The following is a 17,337-nucleotide window of genomic DNA, read 5'->3' on the forward strand; positions in this document are numbered from 1 at the left end:
AGGGAGAGGCGCTCTATACCTAAGAATAGGGCGCTTATCCCGACGCCAGCAGGCATTGCGCGGCGAGATGTGTGAAGGTTGAGGCAAGTCAACTCAGGAGCACAAGCCATGTCCATTCAGTTCAGCAACAGTTTCGACGCCGCCCAAGCCGTTACCGAAATCACCCCGATCACCGCCTGCGTCAGCATGGGCAAATACGCGACCGCGCAGGGAGAGCTTATCTGGCAAAGGGGTGAGATCGCCTGCGTGCGTTCCGACTCGGCGATGTTCGTCGGCAGACGCATTTAAGCGTTCACGTCATGTTAAGTCTCGCGCCATACGGTGACCCTCGGGGCGTGACTTTAAGTGTAGGGCGAAATGCGATGAACTGGAATGCTATCGTTATCGACGATTCTGAAATTGCGCGTCAGTTCATTCAAGCCTCCCTCGCTGAGGTCGGGTTTTCCTGCGTGGCGGATTATGGCTGCCCCGCCCAAGCTCTGGCCGTGCTGGCGAAGGAGCGGATCGCGACGGATGTGATCATCACCGATTTCATGATGCCCGCGATGGATGGGCTTGAGTTTTGTAGCCAGGTCAGGGGCTTGCCGTTCTATCGGGGCATCCCGGTCGTCATGATCTCGACCCGGAAAGACGCCGATCTGCTGCGCCGCGCTTTGGCGGCGGGGGCAAGCGATTGTCTGAAAAAGCCTTTCAGCTTGGCTGAGCTTGCCACGCGGCTACAGCTTTGCCTGCAAAATGCGGGTGTCCGCGTCCAATAGGGCAGTTCGAGGCCGGCGGCTCGCAGCGCCCCGAGGGGTAGGGCGTCGGGGCCGTTTAAGGCCTGATCTACAGTCAATCATTTGTCGGGGAATATGGTGCCCAGGAGAGGCATTGAACTGACGTCTCATCTAGTGTCAGCCTGTTTCGATATTTCACCAAGTCACTGTTTCTAAGGTGTTTGGTTGTCTCAGCCTGTTTCATCCTATGTCATGCCATGCTATATGTAGGGGTGGATTGAGAGGTGGATAGAAAATTGGCGGCATTGAACAAGCTTTCTTCGGCCAAGGTCAGAACGGCCCCTCCCGGCAAGTACTCAGACGGGGGAGGGCTTTGGCTGGTAAAGCGTGAAGATGGCGGCGCTCAGTGGGTACTGCGCGTTACAGTTCACGGACGTCGGCGTGAGATGGGCATTGGCAACCTTCAGGCTGTTTCCTTGAAAGAAGCGAGAGCGGCGGCAGAGAAGTGGCGGGCGGTGGTCCGAGAGGGCAAAGACCCGATTAAAGAGCGTGACCGGCAGCGACGGCTAGCGGAGAGGGGGGATCACACGCTGGCTTCAGTTGCTCGCGAGGCGTTCGAATCTCGCAAGTCGCAGCTTAAGGGTGACGGCAAGGCTGGTCGCTGGTTTTCCCCGCTCGAACTGCATGTGCTTCCTAAGATTGGGAAGGTTCCTGTCGAGGAAATCGACCAGCAGGATATCAAAACCGCCTTGGAACCTATCTGGCATGAGAAGGCGGATACGGCCCGCAAAGCCATGAACCGGCTGAACATCACGCTTGAGCATGCAGCGGCGATGGGTCTCAATGTGGATCTTCAGGCAATCATGAAAGCGAAGGCGCTTCTGGGGAAGTCGCGTCACAAAGCAAAGAACATTCCCTATATGCCTTGGCCAGAGGTGCCAGCCTTTTACAAGAGCCTTGTTGAACAGACGCCCACCCATCTTGCATTGCGTTTGCTGATCCTGACAACGGTTCGGTCATATGGAGTTCGCTTTTGTCATTTGGATCAAATTGAAGGCGACGTATGGACCGTACCCGAAGATAACATGAAAGGGCAGGTCGGGGCCGTAACCGATTTTCGAGTGCCGCTATCGAAAGAGGCTCTCGCTGTAATAGAGCTGGCGAAGCCGCTGGCGCGGGATGGATACCTGTTCCCCGGTGCTCGGAAAGGAGTGATTTCGGATGCAGCGATGAGCCGCCATATGGAGCGGCAGGGGTTAGAGGCTCGTCCGCATGGGTTCCGATCAAGCTTCAAGACTTGGTGCGAAGAAACCACCGACGTACCCGAAGTGGTTGTTGAAACGTCATTGGCGCATGTCGATGGCAACAAGGTCAAGCGGTCCTACCGCCGGACGGACTTGCTTGAGCGCCGCCGTCCGCTGATGTCGCGCTGGGCGGACCACGTTACCGGCAAGAACGCCAGCAAGGTGATTAAAATTGCCTAATTCCCGTATTTTAAATCCTGTGGAAACCATGTGCCGGTATGAATGGCATCATTCATTTAAGAAAGAGAAAGCAATGACTGATAAAATTCTACGCTGCCGGGACGTACAGGAGGTGACAGGTCTCAGCAGGTCTACAATTTACCGCATGATGGGACGGGATGATTTTCCGAGGGCTACCAAGTTGGGTGTTCGTGCCATTGGTTGGCGGCAGAGCGTAGTGGATAGCTGGATTGACGGGCGTTCATCGTCAGATTGAGGAAGCCGAGATAAGGGGGGCGTCATAATGAATAATGTTGGCGAAATGATCACGGAAAACTCGCATGGCTGATTTCCAGAAGTACAAAGAAGTCCTTAGCGCTAGAATATCTCAGCTATTGGAGCGGGTGGAAAAAGGAGAGGCGTCAAAAGAGCATGTCGCATTTGAAGTGCTTTGGTCGACTTTCAGCGCGTTCGAAGCGGGGATGACCCATGAAGACCTTAAGGAAGCCTATCCAATTGAGGCATGGCGCGAAGATACGGTCACTATACCTCGCGAACTTGCACAAAGGCTTGCGGAGGGCTGGGGAGCCTACCGAAATCCTGAAAGTGACCTTTCACTCGGTCACGCATTTAATCTCGAAGGTGGAAAGGGAAAATCCCCCACTCGGAAAGTGAACCGAACCCTCGACGCAGAACTCCGTCGTTCGAACAAGGTCGTCGCGATGCTTCTTGAGGCAAGGCTGAACGGCAACCTAATCAAACAGCTTTCCCTTTTCTATGAGGTAGCTGCCGAGGAAACAAAGAGAACTGGTAGGAGGGTCAGCCCCGACACGGTACGGAATGCTTTCCGGAAGCACGGCGATAAGACTATGGAGAAACTTAGGAAAAAGTTCCCCGAGCTTTTAGACCCACCTCCTTGATGCACAAGTTTGAAATGTGAGTAGATTGAGTGTCGCACATATGAATGGAGCGACACACATGCAGACACAAGACAACATCACGCCTCGCTTGCTGAGTATCGCACAGGCCGTAGCGTACACCAGCGAAAGCCGTGCCGTTCTCTATAGGGAATGGAAAGCTGGCAATCTAGAATTCGTGAAAATGGGTGGCTCTACCCGCATTCGGCGCTCCGAATTGGATCGCTATATCGACGCGAAAATCAGAACAGCCGCTTAATGCAAACCCCCGCCCAATCCAGAGGATCAAGCAGGGGTGCTAGTCATTTGACGGTCTTGGCGGACTCCCAAATGTTAGCTGCGCTTGGTCCAAACTTCAAGGACTGAATGTATGAGCATTATCACTAAGAACTTCATCCCGGCTGACAAACCCCCGGCAAATGCCCTGCGAGTAGAGCGTTGGAGCGACATGCCCAAAGGCACCGCCCCGGCGCGCTATGAAGTCGTCAGCGAAGACGGGAAGACCAAGACCTTCACCTTAGCGAAGGGCAACCGGATCATCCTCGATGCGCTGATCCAGCAGCCTGTTTACTGCGCTAGCCCGGTGCGCATCTCGGACCGGGTGTGCATTCTTCGCCGCGACTATGGGGTGCCGATCACGAAGGAGATGTATTCCAACGACACCGCGACCGACCGGGCCAAATTTGGGGTCTATTTCCTGAACGGGACAGTTCGCCGGATCGACGGGGGTGCAGCTTGATTATGGCCCTCAAAATCCAGATTGCCCGCTTGCAGCGCCTCTATGGCCTGACCGCAACTCAAGCCCGCCTTGTGGCTGGCCTGCACTACGGGGAGGGCGTGTAATGGACGGGTTGCATATGCCCGCGAACGACCGGGGCCATAGCGCCTCGGTCAACCGCACCGCCAGCCGCCTCGAAAGCGTATCCCGGTCTCTGGGCTATTGCTTGCAGCTTGATGATCTCGACGCATGGCTTGGCCTTGCATCCATTCTGCGCGCTCGCCTCAATGTGCGTGAGCGGGTGGCTTTGGCCTACGTAGCGCTAAGGGCGCTGCCAACGCATCATGCCCAGTCTGCCGCCGAAGCAGCTGTCGCCGTAGGTGCGGGCCAGCCAATCGCCCCTTTGTTCAACTACATGGATGAGGCGGCATTCTGGGCCGATATGGCTGCGCCTGATGAGCGGGAGGCCTATTGTCTCGCCAGCTTCAAGGCGATGCCATACGAGCGCCAAGCGGCCTTCCTCGACTTTGTGCAAGGGAGGCTGGCAGCTTGATGCGCGATTTCACAGCAATGGCAGTGCAGCTAGATCAGCACCGGGCGGAACACCCGTCCGGTGCAGACCGCTTGCCGACGCCTTTCATCTGGCAGGACCCTAATAGCCTGCCTCGCCGCCCATGGATCTATGGGCGGCACCTTCTTCGTAAGCAGGTCGCGGTCACCGTCGCCCCCGGTGGCGTGGGAAAGTCATCCCTGACCATCGTTGAGGGGCTGGCGATGGTCTCTGAGCGTGAGTTGCTGGGGGAGTGGACAGCCAAGGGTTTGAACGTCTGGCTCTACAACCTCGAAGACCCGCGCGACGAGATGAACCTGCGGATCACAGCAGCTATGCAGTACCATGACGTGCGCCCTGATGAGGTCGAAGGGCGCTTGTTCGTCGATACCGGGCGCGAGCGAGAGCTTTGCACGGCGGTGCAGTCTCGCGAGGGCGTCGTCATCGTGAAGCCTGAAATCGAAGCGCTGGCGCGGGAAATCAATGAACGGCAGATTGATGTGATGGTCGTTGACCCGTTCGTGTCCTCCCATCAGGCGGGCGAAAACGATAACGTTGCGATTGATCTGATTGCCAAAGAGTGGGCGCGTCTTGCCGACCGGTGCAACTGTGCGATTGAACTGGTTCACCATACGCGCAAGACCAACGGCGTAGAGGCCACCTCAGAAGACAGCAGAGGCGGCTCTGCGCTTCTGGCGGCTGCACGGTCAGGGCGGGTTCTCAACCGCATGACAGCGGACGAGAGAGAGCAGGCGGGCATTCAGCCCGATGACCTGACCACCTATTTCACTGTGACCCGCGACAAGTCCAACCTCGCACCCGTGGGAAAGCGCACATGGCGGCGCATGGTTTCGGTCGAACTGGCGAACGGTGAAAGTGTCGGCGTGGCTGAAGCTTGGGAGTGGCCGGATACCTTCGACGGCTTCACTAGCAAGGACCTATTGGCAGTACAGCATGCCATTGAGGGTAAGCAACCGCGATACTCGGATCAGGCTGGCAAAGATTGGGCCGGGGTCATTGTTGCCGATGTCTTGGGGCTGGATGCTGGGAAGGACAAGCGTCGGATCAAGAAGATGATCGAGGCGTGGCTACATTCGGGCGCGCTGGTGAAGGGGACTAAAACCGGCCCCATCAGGAAGCCAGTTCCGACGATTGAAGTCGGCGAGTGGGCTACCGAATGATGTGCGTCACCACCCCTAAAAAGCAGGTGACGCAAGGTGACGCAAACACCCCCCAAAACCACTGCGTCACCACCCCTCCCCCTAAAGGGGGGGAGGGGGTGGTCACGCGCTCAGTTGGTTCTCGCGAGGTGGTGACGCAAATCACCGGGTCCAGACCCTGCACACATTCTCAGAAAGGGCATGCGATATGAGCAAAAGCAACAACCGTAACAACGGCGCGAAAACGGATGAGCGCAATCCGGACGGTACATTTGCCCCCGGCAACCCCGGCAGGCCACGAGGCGCGCGCCACAAGGTCACACAGGCTATTGAAGCTATGCTGGACGGGCAGCAGGAGGCGCTAACACAGAAAGCCATCGACAAGGCGCTTGAGGGCGACGTGACAGCACTGCGCCTTTGTCTCGACCGGATCGCCCCGGCTCGGAAGGATGCGCCCGTATCGTTCGACTTGCCGAACATCGAAACGGCAGAGGATGCTGCCAAGGCCGGACGGGCCATCCTCAATGCTATCGCCGATGGCGAGGTGACCCCATTGGAAGCCGCATCCGTCATGGCGGTGGTCGAGCAGTTCCGCCGCACTTTGGAAACCACAGAAATTGAACGACGCATCACAGCACTGGAGACAGCGAAATGAGAATGCAGAACCGTAGGGTAACAGACCTCGAAACCAAGGCCGGGACAGGTGTCGATACGATCACTTCTGTCGTGACTGAGTTTTTTGTGCCCTCTCCAGATGGCCCGCTTTCGACGGGTCAGTATCGGGGCCATCGGGTTGGCATTAGCAAAGAACTGTTGAGCCTTCCGGGTGAGACCAAAGGTGCCTTTGAGCGCCGGATCATGGAGCAGGAAATCACACAATGAACCGTACTGGGATCACGCGGCGCATTGAGGCGCTGGAAGGCAAATCAGTCGCCGGGCTTAGTGCGATTGTTCGTCTGCCTAAAGAATGGGGAGAGGCGCAGAGAGCCGAGGCGCTTGCGGACTTTCGAGCAAGTGAGGGGCTAAATCCATCGACGCAAGTGGAGGTCAAAGAATGCGTTACAGCGGCAGGACTAGAGGTGCTGTTTGCTGGGTGCATGGCCGAGGTCATGGATCACGTCGCCAAACACGGAAAACGCATAGGTGAGGGCTGAAAAATAGTGCAACGGACGCAAACAGGGGGTGCAGTGATGCGCCAAATGAGGTACTATAATACCGCAAGTGTAATGCCGAAAGGAAGCGTGATGGGGCTACTGAATATGATCGCAGGGCATAACGCGCCTAGTGGAAACCGGGCTACCGGCCTTAACTCACGTTACAATTCCTCGGCGTTCAACAGCCAAGGCATGGCGGCGTTACAGCAAAGCAACCCGGCGTTGTTCGACGCACTCCAGCAGTTGATGGCCAACCAAGTGCAGCCTCAGGAGCAACCCGACTTCGGTGGTTTCAACAACGTTATTGATATGATCGACGGTGGAGGGCCGGGCGCGTCCGGCTCCACCTTTTCCGGTGGGTTCAGGGGCTACAGCAACATCAAAGATATGTTCGACGGCGGTGGCATGGGTAAGTCGGGCGATAAGTTCGAAGGCGGTGGCAAGCTGTCAGCAATTGGCAACCTTTTTCGAGGCAGAAAATAATGGGCTGGCTGCGCTACGCAAACCAAGGCGCGGTGAGGAGCCAGCCGCTTTCTGAGGATCTTCTGACCGCGCTTTCCTTCATGCCTGAATTGGGTCTTGAGCTGGAAGTGTTCTCAGGCGGTCAGCCCGGCAAGGGATCAGGTAAGCCGCGCGTAGGGTCTACCCGTCACGACCACGGCGACGCAGCAGACGTGTTCCTGCGCAAGGACGGGAAGCGGCTGGATTGGGCAAACCCGGATCACCAGCCCATATTTCAAGACTTCGTGCGGCAGGCAAAAGCCAACGGGGTAACAGGCATTGGGGCTGGCGATGGGTATATGCAGCCCGGCTCCCTGCACGTTGGCTTTGGAACCCCGGCAGTATGGGGCGCAGGCGGAAAAGGCGCTAACGCCGCTGGATGGCTACGTGAAGCTTACCATGGCGAACCGGGCCACGTTCACAAACCAAATGAAAACCAAGCCATCGCCAATGACGCTATGGCAGCAATTGGCAAAGCCCCAGTTGGTCGGCCTACAGCCAGTGGCGGCATCACAACAGCGGTGGGCGGAAGCGGAGCAGATACAATGGCGGAATCAGGCGGACTTCTAAGCAAATTCGCGAGGACCGAGGATCAGGTTGGTGGCCTGCTCGGTATGCTTTTCAAGAACATCACCCCCGACCGTGCCGACAGCATCCGCGCTGGATTGGCCAGTATGCAGGGAATTAACAATTCAGGTGTCTACAACGCCGCTATGGGGCGTATGCAGGGCCGCCGCGATACCCGGTCGCAAGAGCGAGGTTTCGAACAGGATCAGGCGCTACAGCAGCAGCGGCTTGATGCCCAGAACGCGGATCGCCGACAGAAAGAACAGGCTGAGGCCATGCGTCGAGAGCGCATGCGGCAGTGGGTAGCCCAGAATGCGCCCGAGCAACTTCATGCATTCGATGCCGGGGTTGTAGGTGGAGGCGATATTTACAAGGCCGCTACCGGCGGGGGCGACTTGAGCGCCAAAGAGGAACAGATTGGCCGCTTGATGGAAACTGGATTGGACCGAACGCAAGCGGTCGGGGTTGCTGACGGGCGCTTCGTCGTTTCTCGCGACCCGATGGATGGCACGGCGGTGGTGGTTGATAAAGGTACAGGCCAGATTGTCGGCGGCACAGCGGGTCAAGGTCAGCCTCCGGCCCAGCCTCTGCCAACCGCCCCTGTCCCTCAGCCTGCACCCGGAAGCATGAGTGCGCCGCAGGATGGGTTCAGCCCTATCGATGTCGGCAGCAACGCTGAGGATGCATTCGGGATTGAAGGCAAAATCAAAGGCGCTGCAAATGCAGTGACTGATGCGATGGGAATGGATCAGCCTTTCCCCGAGGTTGAGAAGGTCACCCGCAATTTCAATGCCCTGAATGAGAACATTCTCTCTGATTTGGCGAACGGCTATCAGCGCCAGCCCCCAGTTATCATCATGAAGGCCTTGCAAGAGTTGCAACCACGTCCCGGCGAGTTGTTTGAAGGTGCCTCCTCAGCGCAAGCAAAGCTGAGCGCCCTACGCACGAGCATCAAGACAGAAGCGCGATCAGTCAGTGAGAGTCTAAACCGCCGCCAAACACCGGCCAATCGTCAGGAATACGAGAAGCGCGCAGCGGCATTGGATGCGGCGCTTGCCCGGATCGATGCAATGTCCGGTGCATTCGGTTCAGGCGAAAGCCAGACGACCAGCGGCGGCGTGAAGTGGAGGATCGTGGAATGAACACAGTCACACTGGAAGTCGAAGGCCGGAAGGTCGAAGTTGACCGGGCATTCCTCGATATGTCGCCGCAGGATCAGGAGGCGGCGATCACAGAAATTGCCGATAGCTTCGAACCGCGTCAGACGTTCATGGGCAACGTGAACAAGGGTATCGCGGAGGCGCTGGGTGGAGCGGTAGACCTGCTGAACCCGTTTGATGTCCCACACAGCCTCAACCCATTCGAAGACGGCACAGGGTCGGCTGTTACCGGGCTTGAAGCAGCCATGGAGGCGGGCGGGATCAATGTAGCGCAAGGCGAGCCTGACAGTCTGGTCAACTCTTTCGCCCGTGGCTCTGGTAACGCGGCAGGCGCAGCCCCTCTGGGGCTTGGTGCAATGCAGGCGGCGGCTAGAATGCCGGGGCTGTTAGGGATGGTCGGAAAAGACGCAGCCAAATCTATGTCTACGACAGGCGGTTTGATCGGCGAATTGATTGCTGGCGGTTCTGCACAAGGGTCCGCAGACTTGGCGAAAGAAGCAGGGGCAGGCCCAATGGCGCAAATGCTGGCTGGCATCGCAGGCGGCGGCGCTACGGCGGCCATTCCGGGCATAGTTAGGGCCTCCCCGACCACGACGCTCACGCGCAAGGCCGTAGGGACTGTGAAGCGGGCTGCATTGCCTTACACCGAAGCTGGCGGTCGCGAAGTTGCTAAGGCACGTATGCAAGACCTCGCTGGGGGTGAGGACCGCGCACGCGAACTCGCTCAGCGCATTCAACCCGGCGAGCTTGGCTTAACTCCTGCCCAGATGACCGGTGACCCCAACATGCTTGCAATCGAGCAGGAAGCCGCGCGCATGAACCCGAACTTGCGCGAGCGTTTGGCGGCTCGTGCAACGCAATCACAGGAAACCGCTGGCCAGACAATAAGCGGGATGGGTGGCGACCCAGCCGAAGCACAACGGTTCTTCGCTCAGCGGCGAGGACAGGCCCGAGAGAGCATCAAGGGGATGATTCAGAGGGCGACACAGCGAGACCTTGATGCAAGGCCTTCAGTGAGGCGCACAGAGGCTGAAAACAGCCAAACCGTTGTCGCCAACCTCCTAGATGCAGAAGCAGAGGCTTTGGCAACAGAGCGTGACCTCTGGGCGCGGGTACCACATGGTACCCAGATTGATACGCTGGGCGCTCAAAGAGCCGCGAGAGCAATCATCGAGGAAACACCGGGGCCAAGCCGCAAACATATCCCGCAAGATATCCTGACTTACTTTGACGGGCCAAACGGTTTTGGGGATGTTGAAAGCGTCAGCGAACTGCATGCGCTGTACTCAGAGCTACGCCAGACGGCCCGTGAGGCTATGGCGCGCCCTGTACCTAACAAGCGGCAAGCAGCTATGGCGAACAGCGTTGCAGAGGCGATCCTAGATGATCTGGGGGCCGGTGGCGGTAGTTCTGAAGTGGGGCAGGCCATCGACACTGCCCGAGCTTTCAGCCGAGAGATGCATGAGGTCTTCGGGCAAGGCCCAGTTGGCAGCGTTCTTAAGCGTTCCATTACTGGTGGCGACCGCGTAGACCCTCAAGCCGCTCTGCAATCGATCATGGGAACAGGCGGCGTAAAGGCCAAGGTTGGTGCAGAAGGCGTAATGCGCGCAGCGGACATCGATTCCACAGAAAATGCCCTGCGAGACTTCATGGCAGGCAAGTTCAATGCGAATGTCTTCAGCGGGGGGCAGTATCGTGATAGCGCAGCTCGCTCGTTCATGCGCCGCTTTGACCCTGCACTAGAGGCCATTCCGGGCATGCGAGACGAGCTTGCAGGGTCCATCCAAATGGCTGAGGGCGCGCAGCGGGCTGCACAACGCGGCAATGCTGCGCTAAAGTCGATTGATAGCAACGCGTCAGTGAGGGCCGGGTTTGAGGAAGCGCCAAGCAATAAGGCAGCGCAGGCAGTATTCAGCGCGCAGCGACCCTCGTCAGCCGCGCGGGAACTGGCAAGAACCGCGCGCAAAGACCCAACTGGGCAGGCTATGGCAGGTCTTAAGGGTTCTTTTCTTGATCACCTGAGAGCTACTACGAAGATGGACGGCGACAAGATGCTTTCCGCGCTAGCTGATCCAGAGACTAAACAGGCGCTTTCCACTGTTTTAGAGCCTGATGAGTTCCAGCGTTTGGCCACTATTGCTGATGAGCTTGGCAGGGTTGGTAAAGCAAAGGGTCAGACGCCGGATATTGGCAGCCTGTCGGCTGCCTCCCCGAACCGCCTAATAGAGAACGCCGCCCGTATTTGGGCCGCAAACTTCGGGGCTAACCTCGGTGATAATGGAGCATCGCTACAAACTGCTCAAATGGCGTCGAGTCAAGTGAAGCGCCTTTTGGGTCGATTGCAGAACGACAAAGCTGAGCAGATGTTGATGGATGCAGTAGAGGATGCAGAGCTGTTCAAGATGCTTCTCAGCGACCCTAAGACAGTGAAGATCACCCCGGAAACACGCAGCCGCCTTGCTCCTTACTTTGCTGGGACCGGCGCGGCACTCGGGGCAGAGGACTGATCATGCAGGAGCTAAGCCTAAAGAAAGCAAAGAACGTGCTGACATTCTTCGGGTCTGAACGCACTGGCCCCTATCACTGTCGTCTGATGGCCCGTTATCACAGCGAGATTCCCAGTTTAGAAGATGATGCTGATTATACGAACTACGCCACGCAGTTCGACACTACGGTGGAGCGGGCAACAAGGTCGGAGGCAAGCTACCTATGGTTCCATGCGCTAGCGCTTCGCATGCTAGAGTATGAGCTAGAAACGGGGTTTGAAGGAGTTATCAGTCAGTTCTTGATGCCTACAGATGCCGATGAAGCTAGGCCCTCTAATAGCGGTTGGACAAATTGACCGCTTATCTAACTAGTTCATTTAATCAGTGCATTTGTTGGAAGTCTTGCTTAGCGTGCCAAACTCTTCAAGTAGCCACTTAGATAGCTCAGTGGCTGATTGTGCCACTTTGAATAGTTCAACGGCAGAGAAGGTTCGCACGATTGGGGCGGAATTCTCATCAAAGGATTCTCGGTCCCAGAAAACGCCATGTACTCGGCCATCCGGAAGTTTTTTGAAGGATGCGTGGCAAAGAAAGTTCCGCCATTTTAGCACCTCAGTAAGGTTATGCTCAAAGGTCTCTGCGGCCTTCTTTGCTATGCCCTTTTGTTCGATGCATCGCCCGATAGCTTTAACCCTCTTGAAGAAGGACTTCTTTGCTACTGATTGGAACTTCTTGGAGTGTTCGCTTTCAGCTAGTACAGTTTCTATACCTATTTCACTTGCAAGGATAGCATTGCCCAAAATGGTTTCCAGCCACGAGAGGCACGCAACTGCTGTGCCGATAGCTCGATAGTCGTCCTCGGATAGTATAAACGTGGCGTTAGCAATTTCAGAACTAGTCGGCTCATCAGTGCGCATGTAAGGAACTCTTGGTCCGTGTTGTTGAGGTTAGTTAGTGCCCTGTTAGAATGAGAGAAGGTTTAGAGCCGGTATGGGAAATAACCTCAGCTGCAAGGGAAAGCGGTCCGATAGGCATCGAGCAGCAACAACCTTGCATCTTGGTGCCTCGATTGAGGGTTATTCTGCAAATATCTGATCGCAATGTCGCGCGCCTGGGTAAACGTGACGTCGGGTGGTGGGCAGGCACCAACATTTATGCTGCCGCTCCCTTGTTTCGCACTGATAGTCGCTCCTAGAGCCAAACCTTCCCAAAGTCCTACCAGATAGCCTGAGCAATACCCGATTGCTACAGGCTGTCCATCATCGCATGCTTCATAAAGTACATTCCCGGTCACATTCTGGCTGGAAGCTTGGCTTCCGAGCAATCCGAGAATCAGAGTGAATATCCTTACTTTTGTCATCTTAAGATTCTGCTTCTAGTTAAGAAGTTGATGGGCGATGATCGCGCCCGTCAGCACTGAGGTCAAAATCAAAGTGTAGCTCTGCCGCTTCTGCATTCTTTTTAAATCTGTCTGCAATTCATAGATAATTCGCAGAATAAGCTGTGTATCCAGGTTGCTCTTGACGGTGTTTACATTGGTTCTGGCAATGAAACCGAGGTAATTCTGAACATCGCCCCGATCACTCATGCTATTTAGCTCTGCCGAAACCTCTCGCACGGCCATGAAATGGTGCATGTCCGACCAATAGTCCGGATCAGCCCGATCCAATTCGGCAATCTGGCGGTTATAGACTTCGTCAGCCTTCTCTAAAGCCTCAAAATAATCTTCTGCGGAACCCATGGTTTAATCCTTCAAAGCAATACCCAATATGCAAAGCTTAGCTGGGTAGTGGTGGTTCAGCCAAGAGGAGCTTGTGGTTTATCGAACTAGTTGGAGGCGCTAAAGTCTAAGAGTTGTTGACCGGACGGTGGCTGTCTGATTCAGTGGTATCGGTTGGCGCTGATTGCTAGCGATTGCAGCCTCACCGTCTTCTCATATGCTCAAACTGTTATTTACAGTTCTTGCGCGGAGGACGGCGTTTGTGGGTAGCCACTTTCACCGTCTTCCGACCTGTCGGTTTGGTTTTACAACCGCACTTCTTGGCCACGAGACATCACCTCCTTTCCCGAGCAGTTGCCCGGTGCGCAATAGGCATTAACATCGGGTTTTGTGCGATGTGACGGTGAGACCACATTCACCTTCCCCGGACATGTGCGATTCCGCAACAATTTTTCTCAGGCGAGTATGTCTAGGAAGGCTGGGTAAAAAGTTGGTGCTAGACACAACTATAGATGTCACTACTTGAACGCGAACATTCAAGTTTGTACGTTTTTTTTTGGAGTAGTAGCATTGAAGAACATTTTCTTAATTCCTCTGATAGCCGTTTCCTTGGCCGCGTGTTCCCCTGCGACAAAGGTAAGTCCGCCAGATGCACAACGTTCAGCCGCGTTTTCGGCCCAGTTAGCAAGTGCTAGTACGGCGACCCTTTGCGCAACATACATGTCGGCAGTAACTAGCTATCGGGCAAAAATGATGGTGGAGGCCGAATTGGGTGCACGGGGCGTCGCTCACTGTTCGCGCAATCATGTGGGAGCACTTTCAGTCGCTCAGCTAAACCGTAGCGTCTATAGTCGCGGCCAGACTGGTCAGTTATCTTCAGATAGAGATTGCAGCGACTTTTCATCTAGCGCGCAAGCGCAGCGCTTTTTTCTCGCCGCCGGTGGACCAGAAACTGACCCCCATAACTTAGACGGGGATGGAGACGGCTTGGCATGTGAATGGGGAGCGGCAGCTAGTCGGCTGTATCGGAAAGCACTACCCGTGGTTCGACGTGCAGCCCCCCGCCGGGTGAGTAGTTCGCGTTGTTATGTAGGGCCGCGCGGGGGCACTTATACGATTACTGCCAGCGGGAATAAGAACTACAGCGGTTGCTAGAAGCTCACCGAAAGTAACGTTTTTCCGAAAACTGGTTAGCAAAACACCGCAGAAAAGTATCGCAACATCGGAGAAATTCGATTTCCGATGTTGTGTTACATTCTTCCGGTGTTTTCGTACTTAACTTCGCGAGTAACGGGGGGAGCACCACCACTCACTCGGCTCAACAAGAGGCTGCATGTGCAATAAATGACAGCAGGAAATTCTCTCAAAGCAAAAAGAGGGCTTTTAGTAGAAGTTTGAAAGAAAACCCCGTGCGGCTTGTTATGGCCTTCACGGGGTTACCACGCGAGTGGTTTTGAGGCTCAGCATTTCTGCGAGCTGACAACATACATATAGGCTTGGTATGTCGGAAGGTCAACGAGACACGGGCGAGTTCAATGAATGCCCAAAGCGGCCTTGAGGCTGGCAACGACCTTTTCAAATTCATGTTCAGAGATACGAGGCGCTAGATACTTCCGTTTCCCAGTGTGATCACGGTCAGTGCGGAAAAGGTCTAGCCTACGAAAGCTCACTGTCGCCAGCATATCCGCCTTTACCCAGCAATTGGTCTCAGGGAAATTCGGAAAGCTATAGGGCAGCTCTATCTGGCAGTGGTAGTCCTCGACACGATCAGGAGGTGAAGTGCTGAGAGGCACTACCGTTAGCAGGCCTTTACGATGCCGTAAGCGTGGGGATACCACGATTGCAGGACGCCGCTTTACCATCTCTGGGGACTGAAATCCGCCTCTACTGTAGTCGCACAGCAAGACCGTGCGCTGCGGTACATCGTACTTGATGGCCAACTTATTCGCCCTTGTCCTGCATGGCGATGCCTGAACCGTTTGCAACCTCGCCGGTTCGTAGAAACTGGATACCTTGCCCTTCAAGAGCGGCCCTGATGGCCTCGGCACTAGAATGCTGCAAGCCGCCCTTACCAGTTTCAAACCGACTGATGGTAGTAAAAGAGACCTCCGCTAATGAGGCTAGTTCCCGGACGCCTATTCGTAGTGCTCCTCGGGCCATTCTTACCTGCTCCGGCGTCATTTAAATACTCCGTTATCATTTTTGCATACACAGTATTGACATGGGGTAGAGTCTCGCCCATATTGCATACAGGATATGCATTAATGCGAACGGAGTAAAGCAATGACCACCGCAGCCCGCTACAATCGCAAAGCCATTATGACCGCCGCTTGGGAAATCGTCCGCAAGGCCAATGTGGCTCTGTACGGGTTCCGGGTGATTATGCGCCGCGCACTGAAAGCCGCATGGGCCAATGCCAAGCATGAACGCGCCATGAGGGCGCGGCAGGAAAAGCAAAAGCAGGCATCGCCCGAAGTGCTTCGCATCCAGAGCGAAATCGCCATCCTCGAAAGCAAGACCCATTGGGCACAGCCTGACTATGCCCGCATTGGCGTCCTGCGCGCCGCGCTAAAGGCCGTGCTCAGCCAATCCGGCGATCATCCCACACATCGCGGTTGAGAGGATTGCCCACGATACCGCGCATGAGCACGCATAACTGGCGGGGTAAACGCCCCGTCATTCTAAGTCAAAGGAGACTACCATGAACGACCTCGAAGTTATCCGCTTTCGCCTCAGCCATTTCGCAGAGAGCGCGGGAGATACCGCTCCATCGAAAATCCTAAGCTCGGACGGCGGTCCAAGCCGGGAGATTATGGATTATTGCGAAAAACATCGCCTGACGCTTGACTGGGCGCTACTGGGGAGTGGGCCGATACATCGAAAGGCCAAAGCCCCTTTGCTGGCTGATATCGAATTCGACGCAATCTTCTTACATGGCTTGTTGCAAGGTCTGGAACTGCTGATCGACGAATCTGAAAGCAACTCATCCCCTGCTTCCAATGCCGCACATGCCTTGGCGCAGGAAGTCATTGCTAAGAGCGAGCGCTTGGCTTGTGACCTCTCCAGTCTCGTGGATGCCACGCCGAATGCACGGAAGGCGCAACTGGAGGCAGTAAAATGAACACACAAATCGCAGATGCAATCAGTGATGCATACGACATCAGCAGCATTCTACGCGTATGTATCCGGTCTCTTGAGGGTGATGCGCCAGACCAGCCTGGTGACGGAGCAGCTACTGCCCATACCGTCAAGCAGGCAAACTATAAGGTTGGGGACCTGATCAGCAGGCTTGAACTGGTTGAGCTGAGAGGCGAACGCCCAGACGAGGATGCCAGCCAAAGGACAGGTGCCGTACAGCTTCTAGATAAATGGAAGGCAGCAAGGCGCAGCAGAAGTGCGTTGATGCAGGAACTGCCTGATGAGCAGGGGGCTGAACCGGCTGAGTTGAGCGAGCTTGATGAGAACATTGAGTGGCTTGCAGAGCGCATTTCCTGCTTTGAGCCGAAGTCAGACACAGATGCGGCAGCCATGCTGGAATGGTGTGTTGAGGATTGCGCTGGCCAGTTGCTCTGTGAGCAGTACCCGCGCGCTCAGAAAGCCGTGATCGAATACCTTCGGGCCAAGGCCTAACGAACCCGCCTGCGCCTCTCTTTCGGGGCGTAGGCAACGCGGTGGGGGCCGCATTGGAGGCTGTCAGAAATGAACTGCTACACGAACAACCGGAACTGGTCCGACAGGTTCTTGCCTGAGATAAAGCAGCTAATCGGTGGCTATCTTTTGGAGACTGCTGCCGACCCTTTCGACCACATTCAAGCCACCGACTTGATGATGCTAGATGCCCGCGACATGCGGGTAGCTGCAAGGGTGCGGCGTCCCGGCTACGCACAGCGCTACCCCTACCAATTCACCATACGCTCAGCGGTGGCATCTGGCGCGCAGACAGAGCTTTCCAAAATTGTTAACGGTAACGGTGATTGGATGTTTTATGGTCACTCTAATGCCGACCAGACGGGCTTAGAGGCATGGTGGTTAATCGACCTGCGGGCGTTCCGAGCTGCGCTCATCCGCAATCGGGTCAACGCTCCGCAGATTGTCATGGGTGATCAGCGCAATGCAGACGGAACGCGGTTCAAGTGGTTTGACTTGCGTTCGTTCCCGGCTGACCCGCCACTTGTGGTGGCTGCTTCAGGAGCTGTGACGGCCAGATCAGTTTAGCTTCACGATC

At 55.8% G+C, this 17,337-nt stretch carries 25 protein-coding genes; 21 read left to right on the forward strand and 4 right to left on the reverse strand.

Annotated features, from left to right (window positions below):
* Window positions 1-108 precede the first annotated feature (108 nt).
* The 16 genes from ACGYK7_RS01875 to ACGYK7_RS01950 all read left to right on the forward strand — a co-directional run bounded on the left by ACGYK7_RS01875 (window position 109) and on the right by ACGYK7_RS01950 (window position 11,748).
* Window positions 109-288, forward strand: coding sequence for a hypothetical protein (locus tag ACGYK7_RS01875; RefSeq protein ID WP_394398465.1), 180 nt, complete (start codon window positions 109-111; stop codon window positions 286-288).
* Window positions 289-362: 74 nt separating this feature from the next.
* The gene (locus ACGYK7_RS01880; protein ID WP_394398467.1) at window positions 363-758 is read left to right on the forward strand and encodes a PleD family two-component system response regulator; all 396 of its coding nucleotides are present in this window, start codon (window positions 363-365) and stop codon (window positions 756-758) included.
* Window positions 759-1,000: 242 nt separating this feature from the next.
* Window positions 1,001-2,200: a tyrosine-type recombinase/integrase gene (locus ACGYK7_RS01885; RefSeq protein WP_394398469.1), complete on the forward strand. Its 1,200-nt coding sequence runs from the start codon at window positions 1,001-1,003 to the stop codon at window positions 2,198-2,200.
* 73 nt (window positions 2,201-2,273) lie between these two features.
* Window positions 2,274-2,456 (forward strand): helix-turn-helix transcriptional regulator, encoded by a 183-nt coding sequence (locus ACGYK7_RS01890; RefSeq protein ID WP_394398470.1) that lies wholly within the window; start codon window positions 2,274-2,276, stop codon window positions 2,454-2,456.
* Window positions 2,457-2,520: 64 nt separating this feature from the next.
* A complete protein-coding gene (locus tag ACGYK7_RS01895; RefSeq protein WP_394398472.1) occupies window positions 2,521-3,099 on the forward strand; it encodes a hypothetical protein in 579 nt (192 codons plus the stop codon).
* 58 nt (window positions 3,100-3,157) lie between these two features.
* Entirely contained in the window at window positions 3,158-3,355 is a 198-nt protein-coding gene (locus tag ACGYK7_RS01900; protein ID WP_394398473.1) for a helix-turn-helix transcriptional regulator, read from the forward strand.
* A 111-nt stretch (window positions 3,356-3,466) separates the two neighbouring features.
* A complete protein-coding gene (locus ACGYK7_RS01905; RefSeq protein WP_394398474.1) occupies window positions 3,467-3,835 on the forward strand; it encodes a hypothetical protein in 369 nt (122 codons plus the stop codon).
* 103 nt (window positions 3,836-3,938) lie between these two features.
* Window positions 3,939-4,367, forward strand: coding sequence for a hypothetical protein (locus ACGYK7_RS01910; protein ID WP_394398476.1), 429 nt, complete (start codon window positions 3,939-3,941; stop codon window positions 4,365-4,367).
* Window positions 4,367-5,545: an AAA family ATPase gene (locus ACGYK7_RS01915; RefSeq protein ID WP_394398478.1), complete on the forward strand. Its 1,179-nt coding sequence runs from the start codon at window positions 4,367-4,369 to the stop codon at window positions 5,543-5,545. Before ACGYK7_RS01910 ends, ACGYK7_RS01915 begins: the two co-directional genes overlap by 1 nt.
* Window positions 5,546-5,732: 187 nt before the next feature.
* On the forward strand, window positions 5,733-6,179 hold the full coding sequence (locus tag ACGYK7_RS01920) for a DUF5681 domain-containing protein (protein WP_394398480.1): 447 nt from the start codon (window positions 5,733-5,735) through the stop codon (window positions 6,177-6,179).
* On the forward strand, window positions 6,176-6,406 hold the full coding sequence (locus tag ACGYK7_RS01925; protein ID WP_394398482.1) for a hypothetical protein: 231 nt from the start codon (window positions 6,176-6,178) through the stop codon (window positions 6,404-6,406). Before ACGYK7_RS01920 ends, ACGYK7_RS01925 begins: the two co-directional genes overlap by 4 nt.
* The gene (locus ACGYK7_RS01930; protein WP_394398484.1) at window positions 6,403-6,678 is read left to right on the forward strand and encodes a hypothetical protein; all 276 of its coding nucleotides are present in this window, start codon (window positions 6,403-6,405) and stop codon (window positions 6,676-6,678) included. Before ACGYK7_RS01925 ends, ACGYK7_RS01930 begins: the two co-directional genes overlap by 4 nt.
* A 90-nt stretch (window positions 6,679-6,768) precedes the next feature.
* Window positions 6,769-7,161 (forward strand): hypothetical protein, encoded by a 393-nt coding sequence (locus ACGYK7_RS01935; RefSeq protein WP_394398486.1) that lies wholly within the window; start codon window positions 6,769-6,771, stop codon window positions 7,159-7,161.
* On the forward strand, window positions 7,161-8,888 hold the full coding sequence (locus ACGYK7_RS01940; protein ID WP_394398488.1) for a hypothetical protein: 1,728 nt from the start codon (window positions 7,161-7,163) through the stop codon (window positions 8,886-8,888). The genes ACGYK7_RS01935 and ACGYK7_RS01940 overlap by 1 nt, the downstream gene beginning before the upstream one ends.
* The gene (locus ACGYK7_RS01945) at window positions 8,885-11,413 is read left to right on the forward strand and encodes a hypothetical protein (RefSeq protein ID WP_394398490.1); all 2,529 of its coding nucleotides are present in this window, start codon (window positions 8,885-8,887) and stop codon (window positions 11,411-11,413) included. Before ACGYK7_RS01940 ends, ACGYK7_RS01945 begins: the two co-directional genes overlap by 4 nt.
* A gap of 2 nt (window positions 11,414-11,415) precedes the next feature.
* The gene (locus ACGYK7_RS01950; RefSeq protein ID WP_394398492.1) at window positions 11,416-11,748 is read left to right on the forward strand and encodes a hypothetical protein; all 333 of its coding nucleotides are present in this window, start codon (window positions 11,416-11,418) and stop codon (window positions 11,746-11,748) included.
* A gap of 21 nt (window positions 11,749-11,769) precedes the next feature.
* Here ACGYK7_RS01950 and ACGYK7_RS01955 read toward each other — a convergent pair whose 3' ends face one another.
* The 3 genes from ACGYK7_RS01955 to ACGYK7_RS01965 form a co-directional block, all read right to left on the reverse strand.
* Window positions 11,770-12,309 (reverse strand): hypothetical protein, encoded by a 540-nt coding sequence (locus ACGYK7_RS01955; RefSeq protein WP_394398494.1) that lies wholly within the window; start codon window positions 12,307-12,309, stop codon window positions 11,770-11,772.
* An 86-nt stretch (window positions 12,310-12,395) separates the two neighbouring features.
* On the reverse strand, window positions 12,396-12,752 hold the full coding sequence (locus ACGYK7_RS01960) for a Rap1a/Tai family immunity protein (RefSeq protein ID WP_394398496.1): 357 nt from the start codon (window positions 12,750-12,752) through the stop codon (window positions 12,396-12,398).
* Between the two features lie 15 nt (window positions 12,753-12,767).
* Complete coding sequence (locus tag ACGYK7_RS01965; RefSeq protein WP_394398498.1) at window positions 12,768-13,133, reverse strand: hypothetical protein; 366 nt, start codon at window positions 13,131-13,133, stop codon at window positions 12,768-12,770.
* Window positions 13,134-13,865: 732 nt separating this feature from the next.
* Here ACGYK7_RS01965 and ACGYK7_RS01970 point away from each other — a divergent pair.
* Window positions 13,866-14,267 carry an excalibur calcium-binding domain-containing protein gene (locus ACGYK7_RS01970; protein WP_394398920.1) on the forward strand — a complete coding sequence of 134 codons (402 nt, stop codon included), beginning with the start codon at window positions 13,866-13,868 and terminating at the stop codon, window positions 14,265-14,267.
* Between the two features lie 377 nt (window positions 14,268-14,644).
* On the opposite strand, the gene ACGYK7_RS01975 is transcribed toward ACGYK7_RS01970, so the two are convergent.
* Entirely contained in the window at window positions 14,645-15,160 is a 516-nt protein-coding gene (locus ACGYK7_RS01975) for a type II toxin-antitoxin system PemK/MazF family toxin (protein ID WP_394398922.1), read from the reverse strand.
* 235 nt (window positions 15,161-15,395) lie between these two features.
* Here ACGYK7_RS01975 and ACGYK7_RS01980 point away from each other — a divergent pair, with 235 nt between their 5' ends.
* From ACGYK7_RS01980 to ACGYK7_RS01995, 4 genes are all read left to right on the forward strand, one after another.
* A complete protein-coding gene (locus ACGYK7_RS01980; protein ID WP_394398500.1) occupies window positions 15,396-15,731 on the forward strand; it encodes a hypothetical protein in 336 nt (111 codons plus the stop codon).
* Window positions 15,732-15,813: 82 nt separating this feature from the next.
* Complete coding sequence (locus ACGYK7_RS01985; RefSeq protein WP_394398502.1) at window positions 15,814-16,233, forward strand: hypothetical protein; 420 nt, start codon at window positions 15,814-15,816, stop codon at window positions 16,231-16,233.
* The gene (locus ACGYK7_RS01990) at window positions 16,230-16,742 is read left to right on the forward strand and encodes a hypothetical protein (RefSeq protein ID WP_394398504.1); all 513 of its coding nucleotides are present in this window, start codon (window positions 16,230-16,232) and stop codon (window positions 16,740-16,742) included. Before ACGYK7_RS01985 ends, ACGYK7_RS01990 begins: the two co-directional genes overlap by 4 nt.
* A 69-nt stretch (window positions 16,743-16,811) precedes the next feature.
* On the forward strand, window positions 16,812-17,327 hold the full coding sequence (locus tag ACGYK7_RS01995) for a hypothetical protein (protein ID WP_394398506.1): 516 nt from the start codon (window positions 16,812-16,814) through the stop codon (window positions 17,325-17,327).
* The last annotated feature ends 10 nt before the right edge of the window (window positions 17,328-17,337 follow it).

Origin of the sequence: Sulfitobacter sp. 1A15299, from assembly GCF_043556915.1 — a bacterium.
Lineage (GTDB): Bacteria > Pseudomonadota > Alphaproteobacteria > Rhodobacterales > Rhodobacteraceae > Sulfitobacter.